The organism is Pseudomonas frederiksbergensis (genome assembly GCF_000802155.2).
Taxonomy (GTDB): Bacteria; Pseudomonadota; Gammaproteobacteria; order Pseudomonadales; family Pseudomonadaceae; genus Aquipseudomonas; species Aquipseudomonas frederiksbergensis_A.
In genome coordinates this window covers 274,219-299,236 of the sequence record NZ_JQGJ02000002.1, presented here as the reverse complement: position 1 = coordinate 299,236, position 25,018 = coordinate 274,219, and the positions used below count along the sequence as shown (strand labels likewise).

Annotated in this window: 23 protein-coding genes; 16 read left to right on the top strand and 7 right to left on the bottom strand. The window is 61.3% G+C overall.

Features of this window, described 5'->3' with window-relative positions:
- The first annotated feature begins 24 nt into the window (after positions 1-24).
- A complete protein-coding gene (locus JZ00_RS04405) occupies positions 25-1,188 on the top strand; it encodes an alpha/beta hydrolase (protein ID WP_082112046.1) in 1,164 nt (387 codons plus the stop codon).
- 6 nt (positions 1,189-1,194) lie between these two features.
- Here JZ00_RS04405 and JZ00_RS04400 read toward each other — a convergent pair whose 3' ends face one another.
- Entirely contained in the window at positions 1,195-2,070 is an 876-nt protein-coding gene (locus tag JZ00_RS04400; RefSeq protein WP_039588558.1) for a LysR family transcriptional regulator, read from the bottom strand.
- A gap of 100 nt (positions 2,071-2,170) precedes the next feature.
- Here JZ00_RS04400 and JZ00_RS04395 point away from each other — a divergent pair, with 100 nt between their 5' ends.
- Both JZ00_RS04395 and dctA read left to right on the top strand, forming a co-directional pair.
- Positions 2,171-3,340 carry a mandelate racemase/muconate lactonizing enzyme family protein gene (locus JZ00_RS04395; protein ID WP_039588557.1) on the top strand — a complete coding sequence of 390 codons (1,170 nt, stop codon included), beginning with the start codon at positions 2,171-2,173 and terminating at the stop codon, positions 3,338-3,340.
- Positions 3,341-3,438: 98 nt separating this feature from the next.
- Complete coding sequence (dctA, locus tag JZ00_RS04390; RefSeq protein ID WP_039588556.1) at positions 3,439-4,746, top strand: C4-dicarboxylate transporter DctA; 1,308 nt, start codon at positions 3,439-3,441, stop codon at positions 4,744-4,746.
- 32 nt (positions 4,747-4,778) lie between these two features.
- Here dctA and JZ00_RS04385 read toward each other — a convergent pair whose 3' ends face one another.
- Positions 4,779-5,564, bottom strand: a complete 786-nt coding sequence (locus tag JZ00_RS04385; protein ID WP_039588555.1) for an SDR family NAD(P)-dependent oxidoreductase — start codon at positions 5,562-5,564, stop codon at positions 4,779-4,781.
- Between the two features lie 64 nt (positions 5,565-5,628).
- Positions 5,629-6,519 (bottom strand): LysR family transcriptional regulator, encoded by an 891-nt coding sequence (locus JZ00_RS04380; protein ID WP_039588554.1) that lies wholly within the window; start codon positions 6,517-6,519, stop codon positions 5,629-5,631.
- Positions 6,520-6,678: 159 nt separating this feature from the next.
- Here JZ00_RS04380 and JZ00_RS04375 point away from each other — a divergent pair, with 159 nt between their 5' ends.
- From JZ00_RS04375 to JZ00_RS04355, 5 genes are all read left to right on the top strand, one after another.
- Positions 6,679-7,761 carry a 4-oxalomesaconate tautomerase gene (locus tag JZ00_RS04375; protein WP_039588553.1) on the top strand — a complete coding sequence of 361 codons (1,083 nt, stop codon included), beginning with the start codon at positions 6,679-6,681 and terminating at the stop codon, positions 7,759-7,761.
- Between the two features lie 55 nt (positions 7,762-7,816).
- On the top strand, positions 7,817-9,121 hold the full coding sequence (locus JZ00_RS04370; protein ID WP_039588552.1) for a CitMHS family transporter: 1,305 nt from the start codon (positions 7,817-7,819) through the stop codon (positions 9,119-9,121).
- Positions 9,122-9,212: 91 nt separating this feature from the next.
- On the top strand, positions 9,213-10,466 hold the full coding sequence (locus JZ00_RS04365; protein ID WP_039588551.1) for an OprD family porin: 1,254 nt from the start codon (positions 9,213-9,215) through the stop codon (positions 10,464-10,466).
- Between the two features lie 113 nt (positions 10,467-10,579).
- Complete coding sequence (locus tag JZ00_RS04360; protein ID WP_039588550.1) at positions 10,580-11,284, top strand: heavy metal response regulator transcription factor; 705 nt, start codon at positions 10,580-10,582, stop codon at positions 11,282-11,284.
- The gene (locus JZ00_RS04355; protein WP_039588549.1) at positions 11,284-12,657 is read left to right on the top strand and encodes a heavy metal sensor histidine kinase; all 1,374 of its coding nucleotides are present in this window, start codon (positions 11,284-11,286) and stop codon (positions 12,655-12,657) included. Before JZ00_RS04360 ends, JZ00_RS04355 begins: the two co-directional genes overlap by 1 nt.
- Positions 12,658-12,672: 15 nt before the next feature.
- On the opposite strand, the gene JZ00_RS04350 is transcribed toward JZ00_RS04355, so the two are convergent.
- A complete protein-coding gene (locus tag JZ00_RS04350) occupies positions 12,673-13,071 on the bottom strand; it encodes a hypothetical protein (protein ID WP_039588548.1) in 399 nt (132 codons plus the stop codon).
- A 246-nt stretch (positions 13,072-13,317) separates the two neighbouring features.
- Between JZ00_RS04350 and JZ00_RS04345 the strand changes: the two genes are divergently transcribed.
- Positions 13,318-14,388 (top strand): M42 family metallopeptidase, encoded by a 1,071-nt coding sequence (locus JZ00_RS04345; protein WP_039588547.1) that lies wholly within the window; start codon positions 13,318-13,320, stop codon positions 14,386-14,388.
- A 40-nt stretch (positions 14,389-14,428) separates the two neighbouring features.
- Here the strand turns inward: JZ00_RS04345 and JZ00_RS04340 are convergent, their stop codons facing one another.
- Positions 14,429-14,908: a nuclear transport factor 2 family protein gene (locus JZ00_RS04340; RefSeq protein ID WP_039588546.1), complete on the bottom strand. Its 480-nt coding sequence runs from the start codon at positions 14,906-14,908 to the stop codon at positions 14,429-14,431.
- 71 nt (positions 14,909-14,979) lie between these two features.
- Entirely contained in the window at positions 14,980-15,546 is a 567-nt protein-coding gene (locus JZ00_RS04335; protein WP_039588545.1) for a TetR/AcrR family transcriptional regulator, read from the bottom strand.
- Between the two features lie 124 nt (positions 15,547-15,670).
- Between JZ00_RS04335 and pssA the strand changes: the two genes are divergently transcribed.
- From pssA to JZ00_RS04300, 7 genes are all read left to right on the top strand, one after another.
- The gene (gene pssA, locus JZ00_RS04330) at positions 15,671-17,014 is read left to right on the top strand and encodes a CDP-diacylglycerol--serine O-phosphatidyltransferase (RefSeq protein ID WP_039588544.1); all 1,344 of its coding nucleotides are present in this window, start codon (positions 15,671-15,673) and stop codon (positions 17,012-17,014) included.
- 11 nt (positions 17,015-17,025) lie between these two features.
- The gene (locus tag JZ00_RS04325) at positions 17,026-18,042 is read left to right on the top strand and encodes an AraC family transcriptional regulator (RefSeq protein WP_039588806.1); all 1,017 of its coding nucleotides are present in this window, start codon (positions 17,026-17,028) and stop codon (positions 18,040-18,042) included.
- Between the two features lie 155 nt (positions 18,043-18,197).
- Complete coding sequence (locus tag JZ00_RS04320; RefSeq protein WP_039588543.1) at positions 18,198-19,862, top strand: AMP-binding protein; 1,665 nt, start codon at positions 18,198-18,200, stop codon at positions 19,860-19,862.
- Positions 19,863-19,878: 16 nt separating this feature from the next.
- Positions 19,879-20,640 carry an SDR family NAD(P)-dependent oxidoreductase gene (locus JZ00_RS04315; protein WP_039588542.1) on the top strand — a complete coding sequence of 254 codons (762 nt, stop codon included), beginning with the start codon at positions 19,879-19,881 and terminating at the stop codon, positions 20,638-20,640.
- Positions 20,641-20,651: 11 nt separating this feature from the next.
- A complete protein-coding gene (locus JZ00_RS04310) occupies positions 20,652-21,839 on the top strand; it encodes an acetyl-CoA C-acyltransferase (RefSeq protein ID WP_039588541.1) in 1,188 nt (395 codons plus the stop codon).
- 9 nt (positions 21,840-21,848) lie between these two features.
- Complete coding sequence (locus JZ00_RS04305; protein ID WP_039588540.1) at positions 21,849-22,976, top strand: acyl-CoA dehydrogenase; 1,128 nt, start codon at positions 21,849-21,851, stop codon at positions 22,974-22,976.
- 13 nt (positions 22,977-22,989) lie between these two features.
- Positions 22,990-23,763, top strand: coding sequence for an enoyl-CoA hydratase (locus JZ00_RS04300; protein ID WP_039588539.1), 774 nt, complete (start codon positions 22,990-22,992; stop codon positions 23,761-23,763).
- A 101-nt stretch (positions 23,764-23,864) separates the two neighbouring features.
- Here JZ00_RS04300 and JZ00_RS04295 read toward each other — a convergent pair whose 3' ends face one another.
- On the bottom strand, positions 23,865-25,016 hold the full coding sequence (locus JZ00_RS04295; protein WP_039588538.1) for an acyl-CoA dehydrogenase family protein: 1,152 nt from the start codon (positions 25,014-25,016) through the stop codon (positions 23,865-23,867).
- Positions 25,017-25,018: the final 2 nt, after the last annotated feature.

The following is a 25,018-nucleotide window of genomic DNA, read 5'->3' as shown; positions in this document are numbered from 1 at the left end:
GTGACACGGTTTCGGCGCTCATTCATGCCGGTTGCCGTTGCCAGCGTGGCGTGCCTGGCGTTGACGCTTGGCTGCGCGAGGCAGCCCAGCGCGGCCGATGCCACGGTGCAGCCGGAGAATTTCCAGGCTTACGCCCAGGCTTCCCGTGCCCTGATTGAAGAAAAACGGCTGTTCCAAACCGAACAGCGCAGCGACGAACTGGCTTGGAATGCGCCTTATGAAGTACGTCCCGATGCGCCCTCCGACAAAGCCATTCTGCTGCTGCATGGCCTGGGAGATTCCCCTTGGTCCTTCGTCGATATCGCGCGGGACCTCGCGGCGCAAGGCTACGTGGTGCGCGTCGCGTTGCTGCCAGGGCACGGCACCAAACCGGCCGACCTGATCGATGTGCAACTGGAGGAATGGCAGCAGTTGGTCGAGCAGCAGGTCGCCTTGCTGCGCAAGGAGTTTGCGCACGTTTACCTGGGCGGGTTCTCCACCGGCGCCAATCTGGCGCTGGCCTATGCGGTCAAGGATCCGGGCATCAGGGGGCTGGTGCTGTTTTCACCGGCCTTTCGGTCAAGCGAATCCTACGATTGGGCCGCGCCTTGGCTGGCGCATTTCAAGACTTGGATCCTCGCGCCGGACAACTCCCGGCCACAGCAGTCGCCCGTGCGTTACCACAATGTGCCCACCAACGGTTTCGCCCAGTTCTACCGCAGCAGCGTCGCGGTTCGCCGGCTTATCGAGAACGAAGACTTCGACAGGCCGGTTGCCATTGTCCTGACTGAACAGGATTCCGTGGTCGACGTGCGCTACGTGCGGGAGCTGTTCAAACGGCGCTTCACCCATGCTGCGAGCCGGCTGATCTGGTACGGCCAGGGTGACGGGGAGGTTGCGCAGCAACGCCGCATCCTGACGCGTACCGACCGCATCGTTGAAGAGCGCATCAGCCAGTTCTCCCACATGGGCATCCTTTTCTCGCCAGCCAACCCGCTCTACGGTCGCTCAGGCACCCTGCGGTTCTGCCGCAACAGCCGCAACGCCGATGAAGTGGCCCGGTGCGAGGCAGGGGAGGACGTCTGGTTCTCGGATTGGGGCTATAGCGAGCCGGGAAAAATCCATGCGCGGCTCACCTATAATCCGTATTTCGAATGGCAATCGGGGGTGATTCGCGGTGTTCTGGAACGAGCAGAGCGGGGCGGATGAGTAGACTCAACCCTTGAGCCTGCCCCAGAACTCTTCAGCCCCCGGGCTGATCGGCGCGGTTGGACGCGTGAGGTGGATCTCCAAGGGGATGTCCCAGCTTTCATCAAGGGCCCTGACCAGGCGTCCATCGGCCATTTCCTGTTCCGTCAGGCTTTTGGGCAGCCACGCGACGCCTTTGCTTTCCAGCGCCATGGACATCAGCACCGCGGCCAGGTGGCTGCTGAAAAGCGGCTTGAGGTGAAGGTAGTCTTCCTTGCCATGGAGCCGGTGGGCGACGATACGCCCGAGACCCGATTCGTCGGTATAGGCCAGATAGGGCAACGTCGCAGGTGACGTGCCGACGTTGGCCGAGGCACTCGCCAAGGGGATAAGGATGTCCTCTCCGACTTTCTTTGCGATGAACTGATTCGACTCCAGCAACGGCGGTACGTCGGGGTGCCGATGGCAGAGCAGGAATTGCACCTGGCCGTGGATCAGCATCTGTTCACACACCGCCATGCTGTCCGAATGCAGGCGCACGGCGTCTATCGGCGCACCATTCTCGGAGTTTCTCAACCATCTCGGGAAAAAGGTGAACGACAGCGAATGCGTCGCGGCAAATTGCAGCGTCTTGGCGGTCATGCCGGCGACTTCCTGCGCCTCGGTACGCATCCTGTACAGGCGCCTCGCAGCCTCCTGGGCGCTGGGCAGAATCTGCCGCCCGGCTTCGGTCAAGGTCGCGCCCTGGGGCGTGCGGACAAACAGATCCACACCCATCCAGTTTTCCAGCGAGCGGACGCGGCGGCTGAACGCCGGCTGCGTGACGTGGCGCGCTTGCGCGGCACGAACGAAGCTGCCGTATTCCGCAAGCGCTGAAAAATCTTCTAGCCAGACGAGTTCCAAGGGCAATGCCTCCTGTGCATAGGGCGCGGCATTAATAGCATTGGGCGGGTTTCGTCGCAAAGCATAACGTTGGGGCCAATCACAACAAGAGGAACCCCTCATGCGTATCGTCGACATCCGCGAAAAAACCGTATCCATCGCTTCTCCCATCGCCAACGCCTATATCGATTTCTCGAAAATGACCTGCTCGGTCGTGGCGGTTGTCACGGATGTGATTCGCGACGGTAAACCGGTGATCGGTTACGGTTTCAATTCCAACGGTCGCTACGGCCAGGGCGCCCTGATGCGTGATCGCTTCCTCGCGCGCATTACGGAAGCTGATCCGGACACCCTCATCGACCAGGAAAATAACAACCTGGACCCGTTCGCCATCTGGAAGACCCTGATGACCAACGAAAAACCGGGTGGCCACGGTGAGCGCTCGGTCGCCGTCGGTACGATCGACATGGCGGTATGGGACGCTGTCGCCAAGATCGAGGGCAAGCCGCTGTACCGCCTGCTGGCCGACCGTTACCGCGACGGCGTGGCGGATGACAAGGTCTGGGTCTATGCCGCGGGTGGTTATTACTATCCGGGCAAGGACCAGAGCAAGCTCAAGGCAGAAATGCAAAGCTACCTGGACCGTGGCTACGACGTCGTGAAGATGAAGATCGGCGCGGTGCCGCTGGATGAGGACATCCGTCGTATCGAGGCGGTGCTGGAAGTGGTCGGCGACGGACGTCGATTGGCGGTGGATGCCAACGGCCGCTTCGACCTGGAGACCGGTATCGCGTACGCCGAAGCCATCAAGAAATACAACCTGTTCTGGTACGAAGAAGTGGGCGATCCCTTGGACTACGCGCTTCAGGCGGAGCTTGCCAACCACTATGAGCTACCCATGGCCACCGGAGAAAACCTGTTTTCCCACCAAGACGCGCGCAACCTGCTGCGCCACGGCGGCATGCGCTCCGATCGGGATTATCTGCAGTTCGACTGCGCCTTGTCCTATGGACTCGTTGAGTACATGCGTACCTTGAAAGTGATGGAAGAGATGGGCTGGTCTTCGCGCCGTGTGGTTCCCCATGGCGGCCACCAAATGTCCCTGAACATCGCTGCGGGCTTGCACCTGGGTGGCAACGAATCGTACCCCGATGTATTCCAGCCTTTCGGTGGATTCGCTGACGGGATTCGCGTGGAAAACAGCTACGTCGGCCTGCCGGATATCCCCGGTGTCGGATTCGAAGCCAAATCTGCGTTGTACGCCGTCATGCGCGAATTGGGCGAGGGCTGATCTCTTCAAAAGCCGCAGCCTGCTTCAAGGCTGCGGCATCAGGCGTCGCAGTGACGCCCACCCACACGCCCATCACAACAATAAAATGAGGTGCTCTCGTGGAAATTTCCAAGTCTCGCTGGTACAGCCAGCTGTATGTGCAAGTGCTGATCGGCATCGTGATCGGTGCAGCGATCGGTTACTTCATTCCCAATGTCGGCGCCAAACTACAGCCTTTCGCGGACGGCTTCATCAAGCTTATCAAGATGCTCCTGGCGCCGATTATTTTCGGTACGGTGGTCGTGGGGATCGCCAAGATGGGCAATATCAAGGAAGTGGGGCGGATTGGCGTAAAAGCCTTGATCTACTTCGAGATCCTTTCCACCATCGCACTGGTCGTCGGCCTTGTCGTGGTCAACGTCGTGAAGCCTGGCGTCGGGATGAACATCAATGCCGACTCGCTCGATGGAAGTTCGATCAGCAAGTACAGCCAAGCAGCAAGTGAGCAAGGCGGTACGATCGAATTTTTTCTCAATATCATCCCGCAGACGTTCGTTGGCGCGTTTTCCAATGGCGTCATGCTGCAAGTGATTGTGCTGTCGGTCCTGATGGGTATTGCCCTGGTGCAAATGGGCGAGACCAGCAAGCCGTTGATCAATACCATCGATTTGTTCTTGCAAGGGCTGTTCAGGATTGTCGCAATGGTCATGCGTCTGGCGCCGATTGGCGCAGGTGCGGGCATGGCGTTCACGATCGGCAAGTACGGCATCGGCACGTTGCTATCGCTAGGTCAGTTGCTGGTTGCGCTTTATGTCACGACCCTGATTTTCATCGTGGTCGTCCTCGGCGTCGTTGCCCGTTGGTCAGGAATGCCGCTGATGCAGTTCCTACGCTACTTCAAGGACGAGATTCTCATCACGCTGGGGACCTGCTCGACCGAAGCCGTTCTTCCGCGAATGATGGTCAAGCTTGAAAAGCTTGGCTGCAAAAAGTCCGTCGTGGGCATGGTTTTGCCGACCGGGTACACCTTCAATGCGGACGGCACCTGCATTTACCTGACCATGGCAGCGATCTTTATTGCCCAGGCCACCAATACACCGCTAAGCGTCATGGACCAGATGATCCTGTTGGGTGTGTTCCTGCTGACATCCAAAGGCTCGGCTGGCGTCGCAGGCGCCGGATTCGTCACGCTGGCGGCGACGCTCACCACCATCCATTCCATCCCGCTGGTGGGCCTGGTATTGCTGCTGGGCATCGACCGTTTCCTCAATGAAGCTCGGGCCGTGACCAACCTGGTTGGCAATGGGATCGGTACCATCGCCATTGCCAAGTGGGACAACTCATTCGACGTCCAAGCCTGCGAGCGTGAGCTCGCGGCAATGAAGCAGGAAAAGGCCGATAGAAAGGCGCTCCTCGCACACAAGTAGCGTGCGAGTCCAGCGCTATGGCGCCAGTTGAATCAACTGGCTGGCGCCTTGTTCTCGACCAGGCAGTTGCCGCCATCCACCACCATGACTTCACCGGTGATGTAGCTGCTTTCAGCAGAAGCCAGGAACGCCACGAGGGCGGCGACTTCTTCGGGGCGCCCTGCACGGCCCATCGGCGTGTGGTGCCCGGCGGTGGCCTCCTCGGTGGTGGTTGAACCGGTGGCGATCCAGCCGGGCGCGACGCAGTTCACCGTAATTCCCTGGCGAGCTACTTCAAGTGCCAGGCCCATGCTCATACCGACCATGGCCGCTTTCGCAGCGCTATAGGCGGCCTCGCCGGGATTACTGCAACGAGTGCCAGTGGTGGAGCTGATATTGACGATTCGCCCGTAACTGCGCGCCTGCATACCGGGCAGGACCGCGCGGGTGAGCAAGAAAGCCGTTGTCACATTGCGAGCCAGCGTCAGGTTCCACATACCCAGGTCCAGGGCTGCCACCTCGGCAAACGTCTCCGGGCTGCCTTGCATGGCCATGCCTGCGTTGTTGACCAGGATATCGATCCGGCCCCAGGCGGACTCGGCCCACAAACCAAACTCACGCACTTGGGTTTCATCCGTGAGATCGAGGGGGCGGCCCTCGACCTCGAAGCCTTCGGCTCGCAACTCTTCGACACGTTGAGCGATGCGGGCGCTGCTGGCGGTAATGATCAGCCTGGCGCCAGCGGCGCCCAACCTGCGGGCGATCGCCATGCCGATGCCTATATCGCTGCCTACGCCACTGATGAGCGCCACGGGGTGTTCTCGGTTTGCATTCGGCATGACTGTCTTCCAAGCCAGGAGGTGAGCGAGTATGGCACCGATTCGCCGACGAAGTGATCGGCCGCTACTGGGGCCATTGCTCAAGCAGGATCGAGACAAATTTTTCCGCAGCGGGAGACAGGGAGGCGCCTCGTCGATAGACCAGGCCCAGCGACCGGTTTACCACAGGCTCGATCAGCGGCACGCTGACCAGCGTCGGATGATCGACCGCCGGCATCGCCAGGCTGGGCATCGCCGAGACGCCGAGGCCAGCCTCGACCAGGCCCAACGAGGTCGAGAGGTGCTGCACCTCGTAGAACCACTGCGGGCGCCAGCTAAGGCCCGACAAGGCGTGGTCGAGCAGCATGCGGTTGCCGCTCAAACGTCCGACCCCGATCAGCCGATAATCGCTGAGCTCCGACCAGGTGACGGCACTGCGTCCGGCGAGCTCATGGTCCCGTCGACAGGCCAGCACAAAGGGTTCGTTGACCAGGGGCACGAACTCGATGTCCGGGTGCTGGCCGCTCATCATGTTGATGCCGAAGTCGGCTTCGCCACGCAGCACAGCTTCCAACCCCTCGTTGGCACTGAGGTCGAGCAGGCGTATGCGGATCTTCGGGTAGCGCTCGTTATAGAGGCGGATCACCGAGGGCAGGAAATAAAACGCAGCCGTCGGGATACATGCCAACGTCACCCGACCGATCTGCCGCTCGGCCAGTTCGCGGATGTTGAGAATGGAGTCGTCGAAATCATCCAGCAGGCGTCGCGCCTTGGGTAGAAAATCACGCCCGACGCTGGTCAGGCTGACTTTTCGCGTCGTGCGGTCGAGCAAGGCCGTGCCCAATCCCTCTTCAAGTTTTTTCATCCGTCGGCTGAGGGCGGGCTGGGAAAGGTGCAACGCATCCGCTGCCTCGTGGAAGCTGCCCAGTTCGGCGATTTTGACGAAAGATCGGATGTCCTGAAGTTCATATTCCATGATTGGTCTCGTTGCAAAGGGCCCCAGATGATCCTAGGGTAATTCTTTTGTGAAACGCAATAATAGCTCCGATCTTTGCATTGGAATCACTTTTTAATCCCTGCCACTCTTGTGTCCAGAACATCAATTAAACAGATTGATCAACAAGAGTTAGTGTTCATGCAACGAATTCCTTGTGTACTCATGCGCGGTGGCACGTCCAAAGGTCCGGTTTTCCTTGCCTGGGATTTGCCCGCTGCGATCCCCGAACGTGACGAGTTGCTGCTCAGCCTGATGGGGTCCGGCCATGAGCTGGAAATCGACGGGATCGGCGGCGGCAGCCCGCAGACCAGCAAAGTGGCGATTGTCAGCCCATCGCTGCACCCGGAAGCCGACGTGGATTACTTGTTTGTGCAAGTCATGGTGTCCCAGCGCCGGGTCGACACTGCCCCCAACTGCGGCAACATGCTCTGTGCGGTGGGCCCGTTCGCGATCGAGCAAGGGCTGGTCAAGGCAACAGGCGAGCTGACCCGCGTGCGGATCCGCAATCTCAATACCGGGACGTTCGTGAATGCCGAGGTACAGACGCCGCAGGGCAAGGTCAGCTACGAAGGCGACACCGCCATCGACGGTGTGCCGGGCACGGCGGCCCCGGTCCAGTTGACCTTTCTTGACGCAGCCGGCAGCAAGACCGGCAAACTTTTCCCCACCGGACAGCCCATCGACTGGATCGATGGCATCCCGGTAACTTGTATCGACATGGCCATGCCGATGCTGATTGTCGAGGCCGGCCAGCTCGGCAAGCGTGGCGACGAAAGCCCTGCCGAGCTCGACGCCGATCCAGTCTTCCTGCAGCGCCTGGAGTCCTTGCGCTTGAAGGCCGGGCTGGCGATGGGCCTGGGCGATGTCAGCGACAAAGTGATTCCCAAGCCGGTGCTGGTGTCGGCGCCCAAGTGTGGCGGGACTATCCAGGTGCGCTATTTCATGCCGCACAACTGTCATCGCGCCTTGGCGATCACCGGCTCCATCGGGTTGGCGACGGCCTGCGTGACCGACGGCAGCGTCGCGGCCAACCTGCTCGGTGGCGTCAGCGAACCACGCTTGCAGCGGGTACGCATCGAGCACCCCAGCGGCGGTATCGATGTCGTGTTGTCCTATACCGGCGAAAAGGGTGAGACCATCCGAGCCTCGGTAGTCCGTACCGCCCGCAGGCTCTTTTCAGGTTTCGTCTACGCCACGGTTCCCCAGCGCCTGGCCGGATGAGCCGGGCAAACCTTGTCATTGCATCAGCTACTCATAACAACAAGAGATCTGACATATGCTCGCTTTACTTGGCTTGGCCATGGTGGTGGTCTTCACCTTCCTGATAATGACAAAACGGCTGTCGCCGATCGTCGCCCTGACGATCGTGCCGATCGTCTTCGCAGTGATCGGCGGCTTCGGCGGTACCACCGGCAAGATGATGCTGGACGGGCTGAAGATGGTCGCACCGTCGGCAGCACTGCTGTTGTTCGCGATCCTGTTTTTCGGCCTGATGATCGACGCCGGCCTGTTCGACCCGCTGATCCGCAAGATCCTCAAGCGGGTCAATGGCGACCCGATGAAAATCGCCGTGGGCACCGCATTGCTGTCACTCCTCGTGGCCCTGGACGGTGACGGCACGACGACCTACATGATCACCTGCGCCGCGATGTTGCCGCTGTACAAGCGCATCGGAATGAACCCGATGATCCTGGCGACCGTCGCGATGCTGTCGCTGAGCATCATGAGCGGCATGACGCCTTGGGGCGGGCCGGCGACGCGGGCCATTGCGGCATTAGGCCTGGATGCCGGCGAATACTTCGTGCCGTTGCTGCCGACCATGATCGGTGGCGCGATGTGGGTGGTGTTCACCGCGTTCCTGCTGGGCCGCGCCGAACGCAAGCGTATCGGCAATATCCAGCTCCAGAGCGGTGGCGGTGATTGCTATATCAAGGCGATCCTCGAGGACACGCCGCACAAGCGTCCGAAACTGGCCTACGTCAATCTGTTGTTGGTGATCGCCGTGATGGCCGCGCTGGTGATGGGGCTCATGCACTCGGCGATCCTGTTCCTGATCGGTTTTGTCCTGGCGCTGGTGATCAACTATCCGCAACTGGACATCCAGAAGGAGCGCATCCTCGCCCATTCGGGCAACGCGATGACCGTGGTCTTGCTGGTATTCGCGGCGGGGATTTTCGCCGGGATATTCTCCGGTACCAAAATGGTCGATGCCCTGGCGCAAACCCTGGTCGACTGGATTCCGCCTTCCTGGGGCCATTTGTTCCCGCTGGTAGTAGCGATCACCAGCATGCCGCTGACGTTCGTATTGTCCAACGATGCCTACTACTTCGGGGTCGTGCCGATCCTTGCCAATGCCGCTGCCGCCTACGGGATTCATCCGGTCGAAATAGCCCGGGCGTCCATCCTCGGCCAGCCGGTGCACCTGATGAGCCCGCTGGTAGCCTCCACTTTGTTGCTGGTGGGCATGGTCGATCGCGACCTTGGTGACTTCCAGAAAGCCACCATTAAATGGGCCGTGCTCACCTCACTGGTGATTACCGCGCTGGCATTGTTGACCGGGGCGCTGACCCTGTTTTCCTGATTCATCCGACCCCTTTATTGATTGCCTGACGCTCCCCGCAGGGGGGAGTGCGCTGGCCTGCGCGCCCAATAACAACAACGAGACACTCGACATGAGCAGTTACCTGATCCGCGGGGCTTTGTTTCCGATCCTTGGTTTTTTGCCGCTGGCCAACGCTAACGCGCAAGGGTTGGTCGACGATAGCAAGCTCAAATTGCAGTTGCGCAACGTCTACTTCAACGAAAACTTTCGCGATGAACATGGCATGAGCGCTCGTGGCGCGCGGACCGCCAAGAGCGAACGCACCGAATGGGCCCAAGGGTTCCTGTTGGATTACCAATCGGGTTTCACGCCCGGCACCGTCGGTTTTGGCGTCGATGCACTGGGCTTGCTCGGGGTCAGGCTCGACTCCGGGCGCGGTCGCAGCGGCACTGGGCTGCTCCCGGTGCACAGCGACGGTCGTGCCGCCGACGAGTTTGCCAGCGCCGGCATGACCGCCAAGGTCCGGGTGGCAAGTACCACGATCAGGTACGGCACGTTGCTGCCGAAAAACCCAGTGCTGATCTACAACGATGCGCGGCTGTTGCCCCAGACCTACCAGGGGGCCCAGGTCAGCAGCAACGATATCGACAACCTCACCCTGACGGGCGGGCGCCTGGAGCGTTTCAAGCTGCGGGACTCAAGCGACAGCATGCCGATCGTGCCCGATGGCTATAGCGGCGACCAGTCAGGCGACTTCAGCTACGCCGGCGCCGATTACAAGTTGGCAAAGAATCTGCGCTTGAGCTACTTCTACGGTGAACTGGACAACTTCTACCGGCAGAACTTCGCCGGTATCCAACATGACCTGCCGCTCGGTCCTGGCGTGCTCACCAGTGACCTGCGCTACTTCAACAGCGCCGACGCGGGCTCGGCGTACGGCGGTAAGGTCGACAACGACATGCTCAGCGGCTTGCTGTCGTACGCCGTCGTCGGCCACACCTTCAACGCCGGTTACCAGACGCTCAGCGGGGAAGGGGGCTTGCCCTACATCAGCGGCGCCACGGTCTATTCCTTCAGCAACGTCGGAATCGGCAAGTTCATCGAGGAAGACGAGAAGACCTGGATGCTCGGTTACGGCTACGACTTTGCGCGCCTCGGCGTGCCTGGCCTGACGTTTTCCACCCGCTACCTCAGTGGCAACGACGGCAAATCCAACAGCGCCGTGAAGGAATGGGAGCGCGATGCCGAAGTCGCTTATGTCGTGCAGCAAGGCACGTTCAAGGGTTTGGGCGTGAAACTGCGCAACTATGTCTATCGCTCGGATTTTTCACGGGGGCGCGATAGCAACCGTGTCTACGTGACTTACGACATCGCGCTTTGGTAACGCCTCGGTTCACGGGTGGTTTTCTGTCAGGAATGTCAGGAAGCTGTCAGGCTCCAGACACCTTCTGCGTCTAGACTCTTCTGGTTGCCCCGCTTTCGGAGAGGAGTTACCTGATGCGCTTGCTGATTGTCGAGGACGAAGAAAAAACCTCCTCCTATGTCCACCGTGGCTTGAGCGAGCTCGGCTACATTGTCGATGTCGCGACCAACGGCATCGATGGCTTGCACTATGCCCTGGAGCTGGATTACGACGTGGTGATCCTCGATGTCATGTTGCCAGGCAAGGACGGCTACGGTGTATTGCAGGGCCTGCGCCTGCACAAGAAGACCCCGGTGATCATGTTGTCGGCCAGGGGCACGGTGGATGATCGCGTCAGGGGCTTGCGCGAGGGCGCCGATGACTACCTGGGCAAACCCTTTTCCTTTGCCGAGCTGGTGGCGCGCGTCCAGGCCTTGATCCGTCGCCGCGCCGATGACGCGGCCGACCCTACGCATTTGCGCATCGATGACCTGGAGGTCGACCTGCAGGCCCGCAAGGTGACCCGGGGCGGGCTTCGGCTGGACCTGACGGCCAAGGAGTTCTGCCTGTTGAGCCTGCTGGCGCGACACCAAGGGGAAATCCTTTCCAAATTGATGATTGCCGAACAGGTCTGGGACATGAACTTCGACAGCGACGCCAACGTGGTGGAAGTTGCGATCAAGCGCGTGCGCGCCAAGGTGGACGCGCCGTATCCGCGCAAGTTGCTGCATACCGTGCGGGGCATGGGTTATGTCCTGGAAAGCCGTGAAGCGGACGATAGGCAAGTCGGGGCGCTGTGATGAAAGGATCGATCTCCAAGCGGCTCGCCCTGATGTTTGCCCTCGCGGTGATGCTCATCACTGCGGTCAGCGCAACGCTGTTGCGCTGTTCGTTGAAGCAATCGCTCGAAGACCAGATGCAAAACGAGCTGATCCTGCGGCATTCGGTTCTCGACCCGGTGCTCGCCAAATATGATTCGCCGGAATTCTGGGTCGGGCTGCGGCAGAAGCTCGACGGCCTGACGCCCGCCGACGAGCGCGTGCGCTACTGGGTCCTGGTCGACAACCCGGCCTACAGTTATGGCGGGGCGATGCCGGACGGCCAGGATTGGTCCAAGCGTCCGGATGGGTTTTCCACCGTGGCCATACCCGACCGGGATCGTCCCATGGTGCTGATGATCCAAACTATTGCCGCCATGGGCAGCCGGCCGGAGCTGCGTTTTATCGTGGGGCTCGATTCGACGCCGTTCCTGAAGACTTTGGACAACTTCACCAAGACGCTGATCCTGACGTCTGCATTGGGGGTCGGGCTGGTCGCGCTGCTGGGCTATTGGATCGCGCGTTTCGGCCTGGGACCGGTGCGGCGCCTGAGCCGCCAGGCCAACAGCCTGCCGCCGGGAGATTCGAAGCGACGCCTGGACACCGAGGCGCTGCCTGGGGAGTTGCAGGAACTGGCCGTGTCGTTCAACGGCGCCCTGGCTCGCCAGGAAGCCGCCTGGAGCCAGCTCGAAGGGTTCAATGCCAATGTCGCCCACGAGTTGCGCACGCCCTTGACCAACCTTATCGGCCAGACCCAGGTCGCCTTGGCCCACGGTCGGGATGTGAATGAACTCCAGGACTTGCTGCAATCGAATCTTGAAGAACTGGAGCGAATGGGCGCCATCGTCAACGACATGCTATTCCTGGCGGGGGCCGAAAGCGGTCAGCGCGCAACCGAACTGAGTGATGTCTCGCTCTATGAAGAGGCGTCGAAGACCGTGGAATACCTGGAGCCGGTCCTGCACGACAAGCAGTTGAGCGTGGTGATCCAAGGCGACATGCGCGTGTGTATCGACCGGCGCCTGTTCCACCGTTCCCTGGCCAACCTGATCCAGAACGCGGCGCGATACGCGGTGCCGACCAGCACGATCACGGTGAGTCTGGTCAGGCACGGCATGCAGGCCGAGGTGAGCGTGTCCAATCCCGGCGAACCGATTGATAACGTGCACCTGCAACGCTTGTTCGAGCGCTTCTACCGGGCAGACGCCGCCCGGGCGCGAAGTGACGCACATCACGGCTTGGGGCTTTCCATCGTGCGGGCAGTGGCGAACATGCACGGCGGGCGGGTATTTGCCCACAGCAAGGACGGCCTCAATACCTTCGGGTTTTCCTTGACGAGCCAGGCAGCACGCTAGCGTCACGATGACCATTCAGTCGCGAAACAGATCCCGCGAATCCAACAGCCGCCAAGCAATTTCAGGCCGCTTTTCCAACCCCCGGCGGATCGCCGCCGGGATCGACTGGCGGATCTTGCGGCACAGCCCAGGCTGCTCCTGGAATTGGATGGCAATACCGCGCATCGTCCGAACCTCGTTGTAACCGGGCTCGATGGTCAACCGTACACCGAGGTTGTCATACAGCCGCTGCTGCAGCCGTTCAAGCTCGTCCAGGCTCTGGATATTTTCCAATCGCTCAAGCAGGCGCTTTTCTTCCTGGCGATTCAGGCAAAGGATGCGCACGTCGCTGCCCGGCGTCTGCAGCAGCGCATCACGCCCGCAATCACAGACACCAGGCGGGCAGGGGGGACGGATCGGAATCGACGCGGTCATGGGCTCCACACGTTCTGCGACACAACAAAACCGCCTTCGGCGTAGGGGCGACCCGGGCAATGTGATGCCTGGCGGCGCGTCGGTCAACCCTTCGGGCGGGCCGCCTGTCCGCGTGTGGGCAAGGTCCGCTCGTCAGTTTCGCCAGGATCCGATCAAATTTTCCGGCATCAGGCGTGTTCAAGAAGACAGACACGTCGCGGCCCGTTTCGTCACCTGGCCGCACCCGGAGAAAAGGAGACCCATCCGATGCAAACCAATCCGTCCACCTTGCCGCTGCTCGAAGAGTTGCTGATGGCCCGAGGGCCCGGCGGACAGGAGCAAGAAGTGCGCGACATTTGCCTGCGGGAACTGGAACCGCACTGCGACCAAACCTGGGTCGACCCGGCCGGCAATGTCATCGGCCTGATCAAGGGAACCCGGGCGGATACCAAGGCCAATCAACCCATCCGGATCATGGCGCACCTGGACGAGATCGCCATGCTGGTCAAACGCATCGAGCCTGACGGTACGTTGCGGGTGGTGGCCTTGGGAGGTGCCAATCCGATCAATTTTGGCGTGTGCCCGGTGGATATCCTTGGCGACCGGGATTTCATCCCAGGCGTGCTGTCGTTCGGGTCGATGCACAGCACCGGTGAAACCCACCAAGGCGCGGATGTCCTGTCGGGAAACGTCAATTGGGGCGATGTCCACATCATCACCCGCCGCTCAAGCGAGCAATTGGAGGCCCATGGGGTACGCCCCGGCACGCGGGTGGTGTTGAGCCAACACTGGCGGCGACCGTTCCGGGTGGGCGATGCCATCGCCGCGCATTTCCTGGATGACCGCGCGCCCATGGTCGCCACGCTCCAGACCGCTACATTGTTGGGTCAACGCCGTAAAGAGCTGCTGGACGATGTGTATCTGGTCTTCACCACACAAGAAGAAGAGTCCAATGCCGGCGCGCTCTATGCCGCCAGTCACTTGCCCGGAGACGCCACGGTCGCAGTCGAGGTCGGCCCCGTGGTCGCGGAGTACGCCACCCGATTGGGCGTCGACCCGATCATCAACACGGGCGACAAGAACGGCTGTTACCACCGTCGGATCGTCGACCAGTTGTACCAGGCCGGTAGACGCAGCGGGCTGGCGCCACAATTCGCCTTACTGGCGGATTTTGCCAGCGATGCCAGTGCAATCATGAGCAGCGGGGTATCGGCCCAGGGCGCATGCATTGCGATCCCGACGGAAAATACCCATGGTTATGAATTGATCGTGGAAGGAAGCATCGAGGCCTGCGCGGCAACGTTGCTGGAATTCTTGCTGAATCGAGCCAAAGGCTGACAAAAAACTGTGGGAGCCAGCGGCTCCCACAGCGTCGGCGTTACAGCCCCAGTTCGGAAAGCCCCGGGTGATCGTCCGGCCGGCGACCCAGCGGCCAGTGGAATTTACGCTCGCTTTCCTTGATCGGCATGTCGTTGATGCAGGCGTAGCGGTTGTACATCAGGCCATTTTCATCGAATTCCCAGTTCTCGTTACCGTAGGACCGGAACCAGTTGCCCGAGTCGTCGTGCCATTCATAGGCATAACGCACGGCAATGCGGTTGTCGGTGAAGGCCCAGAGTTCCTTGATCAGGCGATAATCCAGCTCTTTGGCCCATTTGCGCGCCAGGAACGCCTTGGCTTCTTCCCGGCTATGGGCGAACTCGGCGCGGTTACGCCATTGAGTATCGAGGGTGTAGGCCAGCGACACTTTTTGCGGATCACGAGAGTTCCAGCCGTCTTCGGCCAGGCGAACTTTCTCGATGGCTGATTCACGGGTGAACGGCGGCAGCGGTGGGCGAACTTCGGCAGAGGACGACATGGCCAATCTCCAGGTAATGAACGATGAGTGCATTTCGGTCTTACAGGCGGTCTTGCGGGTGCGGGTGTTGCTTATTCAATCGCTAGCAAAGTCTTCAGCACGTCCTGGGCCTGATCGGCGGCGTCGTGGTCGCCCATGACCAACGCGAGGGTGATGGCGCCGTCAATCAAGACGAGTAGCTGTTTGCCAAGTACCTCCGGTTGCTCGACGCCTTGTTCGGTACACAAGTGCGTCACATAGTCGAGCAACTTCTGTTTGTGCAGCTTTGCCACTTGGCGGACCGGATCCTGCGGGTCGCCGGTTTCGCCGCTGGTGTTAATAAATGCACAACCGCGAAAACCGTCGCTCTGGAACCAGCCCTTGAGCACGGGAAACAGGTTGAGCAGTCGTGCGAGCGGTGTTGGCGCCTTGTCCACCTCGCTGCTGAACCACTGCATCCAGCGCTCGTCACGGCGCTTGAGCGCAGCGACTACCAGATCCTCCTTGTTCGCGAAGTAGCGATAGATACTTTTCCTGGAGACGCCAGCGGTTTTCACCAGCAGATCCATTCCGGTGGCGGCGATGCCACTTTTGTAAATCAACTTTTCGGCGACATCGAGGATGATGTCTTGTGTTTCATTGCGAGTGATTTCGTTCATGGGAGGTACAGTAGAACGATCGTTCTCCTTGGTCAAATGTTTTTTCGTCACGCCGGGGAGGCCCCAAGCCGCGCATCATGGTGTAAGCTCATCGGTTCTTCGGATTCGACCTTTTGCGAGCCCTATGCCGTCGCTTTTCAAACGATCCCTGCTGCCCAAGCTGCGCAGCTTTCCACTCACCGCCGAGGCCGTGACCATTCTCGACGGTGCCGCCGAATTTCGCCGTTGCCTGCTGGAGAAGATCGCCCAGGCGACCCAGCGCATCTACATCGTTGCCCTCTACTTGCAAGAGGACGAGGCCGGCCAGGAAATCCTCGATGCCTTGCATGCCGCCAAAGCCGCGCGCCCCGAACTGGACATCGCAGTGGTGGTGGACTGGTTGCGAGCCCAGCGCGGACTGATCGGCGCCAAGAAACAGCCGGGCAATTCGGCGTGGTACCAGCAACAGACCCGCACCCATGCCAGCGAAGTGCCGATCTATGGCGTGCCGGTGCAGACCCGCGAGCTCTTCGGCGTGCTGCATTTGAAAGGCTTCGTGATCGATGACTGTGTGCTGTACAGCGGCGCGAGCCTGAACAACGTCTACCTGCACAAATTCGACAAGTACCGCTACGACCGTTATCACCTCCTGCGGAACGCTGCGCTGGCCGATTCGATGTACCATCTGGTGCAGCACGGCCTGATCGCCTCCAGGGCCGTGCATCGCCTCGACCTGCCGAACCTGCCCAGCACTCGCAGCTTGCGCAAGGACATCGGCGACTTGCGCAGTCGCCTCAAGTACGCGGCCTATGACACGACGGCGGGCAGCCTCGATAAGAATGGCTTGTCGGTGAGCCCATTGCTGGGCGTCGGCAAGAACAACCCGCTGAGCAAGGTAATCGGCGAATTGATCGCCAGCAGCCGCAAGCAACTGACCATCTGCACGCCGTATTTCAACCTGCCGTTGGCCGTGACCCGGGAAATCAACCGCGCCCTGGCCCGCGGGGTGCGGATCGACATCATCGTGGGCGACAAGACCGCCAACGATTTTTATATCCCGCCGAGCGAGCCGTTCAAGATCATTGCGGCATTGCCCTATCTGTACGAAATCAGCCTGCGTCGCTTTGCCAAGCGGCATCAGCGCTACATAGACAGCGGCCAGTTGAACCTGCACCTTTGGCGTGACGGCGACAACACCTATCACCTCAAGGGCATGTGGGTCGACGAGCGCTACACCTTGCTCACCGGCAACAACCTCAATCCACGGGCGTTTCGCCTGGACCTGGAAAATGCCCTGTTGCTCGACGACCCCAAGGGCGAGTTGTCGGGGCCGCGCCAGGCCGAGCTCGAGCAGATTTATCGGCACACCCAGCGGATCGAACGCTACCTGGACCTGGAAACCTTGCCGGATTACCCGGCAGCCGTGGCCAAGTTCCTCAAGCGCGTCAGCCGGGTGCGAATAGAGCGTCTGCTTTACCGGATCCTGTGAAAGCCCAGGTCATGGCGGAAAAAGACACCATCTCGGTCCAGCTGGTGCGCGAAGCGCTGCTGCAGAGCTGTTCCCCGGGCGCGGCTAGCGACGAGGTGCTGCGCAAAGTCGGCATCGATCCGACGTTGCTCGACGACGCCCAGGCGCGGGTCCCGGCCCACGCCTATGCGCAGCTGTGGCGCCTGCTGGCGAGGCGCCGGGATGACGAGTTTTTCGGCATGGACCCGCGCAAGCTCAAGTCCGGCAGCCTGGCCTTTCTCTGTCGTTGCGCGATGGCTCAACCGACATTGGCGGCTGGGCTGACGGCGGGGCTGGGTTTCCTCTCGCTGATGCTTGAACATTTGCCGGCGCAATGGGTTCGCCAGCAAAGCCTGGCGGAAATCGTCCTGCTTGAAGATGACCAGGATCCACGCCGCGCTTTTACCTATTTCACCTATTGGATGATCGTGCATGGCGTGGCCTGCTGGCTGGCCGGACGGCGAATTCCCATCCTGTCCGTGGAATTGCGCTGCCCGCAGCCGGACTTCTGTGATGACTACCGCGTCATGTTCTCCCAGAACCTGCGCTTTGACCGGCCCCGTACGCGGATGATTTTTTCCGCTGACTGCCTGGACCTGCCTATCCGGCGCACGCCTGAGGAGCTCAAGCGTTTCCTGGCGCAGGCGCCTGCGAACATCCTGGTCAAATACCGCGACCCGCAAAGCCTCGCCAGTCGTATCCGGCACGATTTGCGCCAGTTGCCCGCCGAGCAATGGCCGGAAACCGAGGCCCTGGCCCAGCGGCTGTGCGTTTCCGCCTCGACCCTGCGCCGGCGCCTGGCGGAGGAGGGGCAGACCTACCAGGCGCTCAAGGACGGTGTGCGCAAGGAGCTGGCGATTGCCTGGCTGGCCGAACCGTCCATCAGTTTCGTGGAGATTGCCTCGCGCCTGGGGTTTTCCGACGCCAGTTCGTTCTACAAGGCGTTTCGCAAGTGGTCCGGGTCCAATCCCGGACACTATCGCAGCTTGATCCTCAACGAGCCTGGCTGACGCCTTCGCGAACAGCCAATACCTACTTTGGTCCATGGCCAAACCAGTCAAGCAACTTGAGGGCTTTGACCATTGCCGCGCGGGCACTTCGGCGCGAGTATTTGCCTGCTATTCACGGTTCCCCCACCAATAAAAAGTACAGAGGGATTCTGGTCATGCGCGATTACTCGTCCGCCACGTCGCAGTTCGATTACCTGCACACCGTCAATGCCGCGTTGCACGGCTCGCTCGAAGCGCTCAATGCCTGCGTCGAATGTTGCGACCGGCACACCTTGCCGGGACGCATCGCCTTGTTCTGGGAGGGCCGTGACGGCAGCGATGCGACCTGGACTTACCGTGACCTGCAAGACAACGCGGCGCGCTTCGCCAATTTCCTGCGCGCCCAAGGTGTCGGCAAGGGCGACAAGGTTGCTGGCTTGTTGCCGCGTACTGCGGAGTTGCTGATCGTGGTGCTGGCCACGTGGCGCATCGGCGCGGTGTACCAGCCGCTTTTCACCGCGTTCGGTCCCAAGGCCATCGAACATCGCCTCGGCAGCTCCGGCGCCCGGGTAGTGGTCACCGACGCCACCAACCGCCCCAAACTCGACGAAGTGGCCGGTTGCCCCATCGTCGTGACGGTCGGCGGCGAAAAAGGGCAGGGCATCGTCCGCGGCGATTTCAGCTTCTGGGCCGAGGTCGCCAACCAATCCAACCACTGCGAGCCACTGATGCTGACCGGCGAGGATCCGTTCCTGCTGATGTTCACCTCTGGCACGACGGGACCGGCCAAGGCACTGTCGGTGCCGCTCAAGGCCATCGTCGCGTTCCAGAGCTACATGCGCGACGCCGTGGACCTGCGCCCTGAAGACGCCTTTTGGAACGTTGCCGATCCCGGCTGGGCCTACGGCATCTATTTCGGCGTGACCGGGCCGTTGGCGATGGGGCACCCGATCACGTTCTACGACGGCCCGTTCACCCTGGACAGCACCTGCCGGGTCATCAATAAATACGGAATCACCAATCTGGCGGGTTCGCCCACCGCGTATCGCTTGCTGATTGCCGGCGGCGACCAGTTCGCCCGGTCGATCAAGGGCAAGTTGCGCATCGTCAGCAGCGCCGGCGAGCCGCTGAACCCGGAAGTGATCCGCTGGTTTGCCGACAACCTGGACGTGGTGATCCACGACCATTACGGCCAGACTGAACTGGGCATGGTGCTGTGCAATCACCACGGTCTCGACCATCCGGTGCACCAGGGCGCGGCAGGTTTCGCTTCGCCGGGCCATCGCATCGTGGTGTTGGATGAAAACCATCAGGAACTCGGTGTCGGCCAGCCGGGTATTCTTGCCGTCGACCGCAGCCAGTCACCGATGTGCTGGTTCGCCGGTTACCAGGGCGGCCCGACCAAGGCCTTCGTCGGTGATTATTACCTGAGCGGTGACACCGTTGAATTCAATCCGGACGGCAGCATCAGCTTCGTCGGGCGTAGCGATGATGTGATTACCACGTCCGGCTATCGCGTTGGCCCGTTCGATGTGGAAAGCGCGCTGATCGAGCACCCGGCGGTGGTCGAGGCCGCCGTGGTCGGCAAGCCTGATCCGGAGCGTACCGAGCTGGTAAAAGCCTTCGTGGTGCTCAGCGCCCAGTACCGCGCCGCGCCAGAGCTGGCCGAAGAATTGCGCCAGCACGTACGCAAGCGCCTGGCGGCCCATGCCTATCCCCGTGAAATCGAATTTGTCAGCGACTTGCCGAAAACCCCGAGCGGCAAGTTGCAGCGCTTTATCTTGCGCAACCAGGAAATCGCCAAAGTCCAAGAGACATTGGCGAAGAACGTTTCGGCTTGAATCCAAGGAAACCATGATGCAGATCGACAACAAGATTTTCCTCGTCAGCGGCGGCGCTTCCGGCCTTGGCGCGGCCACCGGTGAAATGCTGGTCAAGGCTGGCGCCAAGGTGATGTTGGTGGACCTCAATGCCGACGCGGTGGCCGCCCAGGCACAAAAGCTTGGTTGCCAGAGCGTGGTCGCGGACATCAGCAACGAAGCGGCAGCCGAAGCCGCGGTCAAGGCTGCGGTCGATGCATTCGGTGGCCTCAATGGCTTGGTCAACTGCGCGGGCATCGTGCGCGGCGAGAAGATCCTCGGCAAGAACGGTCCTCACGCCCTCGCCAGTTTCAGCCAGGTGATCAACGTCAACCTGATCGGCAGTTTCAATCTGTTGCGCCTGGCCGCCGCGGCCATTGCCGAAACCGAGGCCAACGCCGATGGCGAGCGCGGTGTGATCATCAACACCGCATCGGTAGCGGCTTTCGACGGCCAGATCGGCCAGGCCGCCTACTCGGCGTCCAAGGGCGCGATCGCCAGCCTGACCCTGCCTGCCGCCCGTGAACTGGCGCGTTTCGGCATCCGCGTGATGACCATCGCGCCGGGTATCTTCGAAACCCCGATGATGGCCGGCATGACCCCTGAAGTGCGCGATTCCCTGGCCGCCGGCGTGCCGTTCCCGCCACGCCTGGGCAAACCCGCCGAGTACGCGGCGCTGGTCCGGCATATCATTGAAAACAGCATGCTCAACGGCGAGGTGATCCGTCTCGACGGCGCCTTGCGCATGGCCGCCAAATAGGAGGATTTGTCATGTCCAACGATCCGATTGTCATCGTCAGCGCCGTCCGCACCCCGATGGGCGGCTTCCAGGGCGAACTCAAAAGCCTGACCGCGCCGCAGCTGGGTTCCGCCGCCATCAAGGCCGCCGTTGAACGTGCCGGCATCGCGCCCGGCGCGGTCGAAGAAGTGCTGTTCGGTTGCGTGCTCGCCGCCGGGCAAGGCCAGGCGCCGGCACGGCAGGCAGCGCTGGGCGCCGGGCTCGACAAATCGACCCGTTGCACCACGCTGAACAAGATGTGTGGTTCGGGCATGGAAGCGGCGATCCTGGCCCATGACATGCTCATCGCCGGCAGCGCCGACGTCGTGGTCGCAGGTGGCATGGAAAGCATGTCCAACGCTCCGTATCTTCTGGATCGCGCCCGCAGCGGTTTGCGCATGGGCCATGGCAAGGTCCTGGACCACATGTTCCTCGACGGCCTCGAAGACGCCTATGACAAGGGGCGCCTGATGGGCACCTTTGCCGAGGACTGCGCCGAGGCCAACGGCTACAGCCGCGAGGCCCAGGATGCCTTCGCCATCGCGTCCACCACCCGCGCCCAACAGGCGATCAAGGACGGCAGTTTCGATGCCGAAATCGTGCCGCTGCAGGTCATGGTCGGCAAGGAAGAGGTCACCGTTCGCCACGACGAGCAACCGCCCAAGGCACGCATCGACAAGATCCCCACGCTCAAGCCTGCCTTTCGCGACGGCGGCACGGTGACGGCGGCCAACGCCAGTTCGATTTCCGACGGCGCCGCGGCCCTGGTGATGATGCGCCAGAGCCAGGCGCAACAGCGCGGGTTGAAGCCTCTGGCGGTCATTCATGGCCATGCGGCCTTTGCCGATGCTCCGGGGCTGTTCCCCACGGCACCGATCGGCGCGGTCAAGAAGTTGATGGGCAAGACCGGCTGGTCGCTTGGGGACGTTGATCTGTTCGAGGTCAACGAAGCCTTCGCCGTGGTAGGGCTGGTGACCATGGACAAGCTGGAAATCCCCCACGACAAGGTCAACGTCCATGGCGGTGCCTGCGCCCTGGGCCATCCGATTGGTGCGTCCGGCGCACGCATCCTGGTGACGCTGCTCTCGGCCCTGCGCCAAAAAGGCCTCAAGCGCGGCGTCGCGGCCATCTGCATCGGCGGCGGCGAAGCCACGGCTATGGCCGTTGAATGCCTGTATTAAGGAATGCCCATGCTCCCGACTGAAGAACAGACCCAGATCCGCGACATGGCCCGACAGTTCGCCCAGGAGCGTTTGAAACCGTTCTCGGCCGAGTGGGACCGTGAGCACCGTTTTCCCAAGGAAGCCATCGGTGAAATGGCCGAGCTCGGCTTTTTCGGCATGCTGGTGCCCGAACAGTGGGGCGGTTGTGACACCGGTTACCTGGCCTACGCGATGACACTGGAGGAAATCGCCGCTGGCGATGGCGCATGCTCGACCATCATGAGCGTGCATAACTCGGTGGGTTGCGTGCCGATCCTCACGTTCGGCAACGATGAACAGAAGGCCAAGTTCCTCACGCCACTGGCCAGCGGCACGATGCTCGGCGCCTTCGCCCTGACCGAGCCCCAGGCCGGCTCCGATGCCAGCAGCTTGAAGACGCGGGCGCGGCTCGAGGGCGATCATTATGTGCTCAACGGCAGCAAGCAGTTCATTACCTCCGGGCAGAATGCCGGGGTGGTCATTGTCTTTGCGGTCACCGATCCGAGCGCCGGCAAGCGCGGCATCAGCGCGTTTATCGTGCCTACCGATTCACCGGGCTACAGCGTGGCACGGGTTGAAGACAAACTCGGCCAGCATGCCTCCGATACCTGCCAGATCCTTTTCGAAGACGTAAAGGTCCCGGTGGCCAATCGGCTGGGAGAAGAGGGCGAGGGCTATAAGATCGCCCTGGCGAACCTGGAAGGTGGACGCGTCGGCATCGCGGCGCAATCGGTGGGCATGGCTCGCGCGGCGTTCGAAGCGGCTCGCGATTATGCCCGTGAGCGCCAGAGCTTCGGCAAGCCGATCATCGAGCATCAGGCCGTGGCGTTCCGTCTGGCCGACATGGCGACGCAGATTGCCGTGGCGCGGCAGATGGTCCACCACGCCGCCGCCCTGCGCGATGACGGCCAGCCAGCACTGGTGGAAGCGTCCATGGCCAAGCTGTTCGCCTCGGAAATGGCCGAGAAGGTATGCTCCATGGCGTTGCAGACCTTGGGCGGTTACGGTTATCTCAACGATTTCCCGCTGGAGCGCATCTACCGCGACGTGCGGGTCTGCCAGATCTACGAAGGCACCAGTGATATCCAGCGCATGGTTATTTCGCGCAATCTTTGAACAGGAGTCCTGCATGAATTACGAAACGATTTTATTGGAGATCAAGGACTGCGTCGGCCTGATCACGCTGAACCGTCCCGAAGCGCTGAACGCCCTCAATGCACAGATCGTCAGCGAGCTTAACCAGGCGCTGGACAGCCTCGAAGCGGACCCGAAGATCGGTTGCATCGTGCTGACCGGCTCGAAAAAAGCCTTCGCCGCTGGCGCCGACATAAAGGAAATGGCCGAGCTGACCTACCCGCAAATCTACCTGGATGACCTGTTCAGCGACAGCGACCGTGTTGCCAATCGCCGCAAGCCGATCATCGCGGCGGTGAACGGTTTTGCCTTGGGCGGCGGATGTGAATTGGCCTTGATGTGCGATTTCATCCTGGCCGGCGACAACGCCAGGTTCGGCCAGCCGGAAATCAACCTCGGCGTGTTGCCGGGCATGGGCGGCACCCAACGCCTGACACGCGCGGTAGGCAAGGCCAAGGCCATGGAAATGTGCCTGACCGGGCGCTTTATCGATGCGGTGGAAGCCGAGCGTTGCGGCATCGTCGCGCGCATCGTGCCGGCTGATGAGCTGCTGGACGAAGCACTGAAAACCGCAGCGCTGATTGCCTCCAAATCGGTGCCCATCAGCATGATGGTCAAGGAAACGGTCAACCGCGCCTTCGAAGTCAGCCTGTCCGAAGGCGTGCGTTTTGAACGCCGGGTGTTCCACGCCGCGTTTGCGACCCAGGACCAGAAGGAAGGCATGGCCGCATTCGTGGCCAAGCGTGCTGCGCAATTCCAAGACAAGTAAGGCGGCGCATTCGCGAGAAGGCTCCCACCGTGGACTTGAGGTGTACGAGATACTGTGTACACCACCAAACTCTGTGGGAGCCTGCTCGCGAAGCCTGGACCTCACACCAGGTAGTGCTTCAACTCCCGGGCAATCACCATCCGCTGTATCTCGCTCGACCCCTCATAGATCTGGGTAATGCGCGCATCCCGGTAGTAGCGCTCCACCGGATAATCCTCCAGATACCCATACCCCCCATGGATCTGTATCGCCGACGAGCAGACTTTTTCTGCCATTTCCGAAGCAAATAGCTTGGCTTGCGACGCCTCCGACAAGCATGGCTTGCCAGCGCTGCGCAGGCGTGCGGCATGGAGAATCAGCAGGCGGGCTGCGTTCAGGCGGGTGTGCATGTCGGCCAGCAGGTTGGCGATGCTCTGGTGCTCGATGATCGGCTTGTCGAACTGCACCCGATCGCGGGAGTAGACCAGGGCCGCTTCGAACGCCGCGCGGGCAATGCCTAGTGCCTGGGCGGCGATGCCGATGCGGCCACCTTCGAGGTTGGAGAGGGCGATGGCCAGGCCTTTGCCCCTGGCGCCCAACAGATTGGCCTCGGGGACGGTGCAGTTGCTCAATGTCACTGCACAGGTGTCCGAGGCGCGAATGCCCATTTTGTGTTCGGAGCGATCGACGTTGAAACCTTGGGTGTCCGTCGGCACCAGGAAAGCCGAGATGCCTTTCTTGCCGAGGTCCGGGTCGGTGACGGCGAAGACAATCGCCAGTTTCGCCCGTTTGCCATTGCTGACGAACTGCTTGGCGCCGTTGATCACCCACTGGCCGTCCCGCAGTTCGGCGCGGGTGCGCAGATTGTGCGCTTCGGAGCCGGCCTGGGGTTCGGTCAGGCAGAAGCAGCCAATCGCCTGGCCGCTGGCAAGGTCCGCCAGCCAGGTCTGTTTCTGTTCGTCGGTGCCGAAATTGAGCACCGGCCCGCAGCCCACCGAGTTGTGGATACTCATCAACGCGCCGGTGGCACCGTCGCCCGCGGAGATTTCTTCCACGGCAAGGGCGTAGGCCACGTAATCGACATAGGTGCCGCCCCATTCCTCGGGAACGACCATGCCCAGCAGGCCCAATTCGCCCATCTTCGCTACCAGGCCATCGTCGATCCAGCCGGCTTTCTCCCAGGCTTGAGCGTGGGGCGCGATTTCACCGCGGGCGAAATCACGGGCCATGTCGCGGATCATCACTTGTTCTTCGGTCAGCTCAAGGTCTTGCATGT

What these genes read in the sequence shown, in the direction of transcription:
- JZ00_RS04360 (WP_039588550.1), top strand. Translation starts at nt 10,580, where the DNA reads ATGCGCTTGCTGATTGTCGAGGACGAAGAAAAAACCTCCTCCTATGTC.
- JZ00_RS04375 (WP_039588553.1), top strand. Translation starts at nt 6,679, where the DNA reads ATGCAACGAATTCCTTGTGTACTCATGCGCGGTGGCACGTCCAAAGGT.
- JZ00_RS04325 (WP_039588806.1), top strand. Translation starts at nt 17,026, where the DNA reads ATGGCGGAAAAAGACACCATCTCGGTCCAGCTGGTGCGCGAAGCGCTG.
- JZ00_RS04345 (WP_039588547.1), top strand. Translation starts at nt 13,318, where the DNA reads ATGCAAACCAATCCGTCCACCTTGCCGCTGCTCGAAGAGTTGCTGATG.
- JZ00_RS04350 (WP_039588548.1), bottom strand. Translation starts at nt 13,071, where the DNA reads ATGACCGCGTCGATTCCGATCCGTCCCCCCTGCCCGCCTGGTGTCTGT.
- JZ00_RS04370 (WP_039588552.1), top strand. Translation starts at nt 7,817, where the DNA reads ATGCTCGCTTTACTTGGCTTGGCCATGGTGGTGGTCTTCACCTTCCTG.
- JZ00_RS04295 (WP_039588538.1), bottom strand. Translation starts at nt 25,016, where the DNA reads ATGCAAGACCTTGAGCTGACCGAAGAACAAGTGATGATCCGCGACATG.
- JZ00_RS04310 (WP_039588541.1), top strand. Translation starts at nt 20,652, where the DNA reads ATGTCCAACGATCCGATTGTCATCGTCAGCGCCGTCCGCACCCCGATG.
- JZ00_RS04365 (WP_039588551.1), top strand. Translation starts at nt 9,213, where the DNA reads ATGAGCAGTTACCTGATCCGCGGGGCTTTGTTTCCGATCCTTGGTTTT.
- JZ00_RS04315 (WP_039588542.1), top strand. Translation starts at nt 19,879, where the DNA reads ATGCAGATCGACAACAAGATTTTCCTCGTCAGCGGCGGCGCTTCCGGC.
- JZ00_RS04340 (WP_039588546.1), bottom strand. Translation starts at nt 14,908, where the DNA reads ATGTCGTCCTCTGCCGAAGTTCGCCCACCGCTGCCGCCGTTCACCCGT.
- JZ00_RS04385 (WP_039588555.1), bottom strand. Translation starts at nt 5,564, where the DNA reads ATGCCGAATGCAAACCGAGAACACCCCGTGGCGCTCATCAGTGGCGTA.
- JZ00_RS04355 (WP_039588549.1), top strand. Translation starts at nt 11,284, where the DNA reads ATGAAAGGATCGATCTCCAAGCGGCTCGCCCTGATGTTTGCCCTCGCG.
- JZ00_RS04395 (WP_039588557.1), top strand. Translation starts at nt 2,171, where the DNA reads ATGCGTATCGTCGACATCCGCGAAAAAACCGTATCCATCGCTTCTCCC.
- JZ00_RS04405 (WP_082112046.1), top strand. Translation starts at nt 25, where the DNA reads ATGCCGGTTGCCGTTGCCAGCGTGGCGTGCCTGGCGTTGACGCTTGGC.
- pssA (WP_039588544.1), top strand. Translation starts at nt 15,671, where the DNA reads ATGCCGTCGCTTTTCAAACGATCCCTGCTGCCCAAGCTGCGCAGCTTT.
- JZ00_RS04300 (WP_039588539.1), top strand. Translation starts at nt 22,990, where the DNA reads ATGAATTACGAAACGATTTTATTGGAGATCAAGGACTGCGTCGGCCTG.
- JZ00_RS04320 (WP_039588543.1), top strand. Translation starts at nt 18,198, where the DNA reads ATGCGCGATTACTCGTCCGCCACGTCGCAGTTCGATTACCTGCACACC.
- JZ00_RS04380 (WP_039588554.1), bottom strand. Translation starts at nt 6,519, where the DNA reads ATGGAATATGAACTTCAGGACATCCGATCTTTCGTCAAAATCGCCGAA.
- JZ00_RS04335 (WP_039588545.1), bottom strand. Translation starts at nt 15,546, where the DNA reads ATGAACGAAATCACTCGCAATGAAACACAAGACATCATCCTCGATGTC.
- JZ00_RS04305 (WP_039588540.1), top strand. Translation starts at nt 21,849, where the DNA reads ATGCTCCCGACTGAAGAACAGACCCAGATCCGCGACATGGCCCGACAG.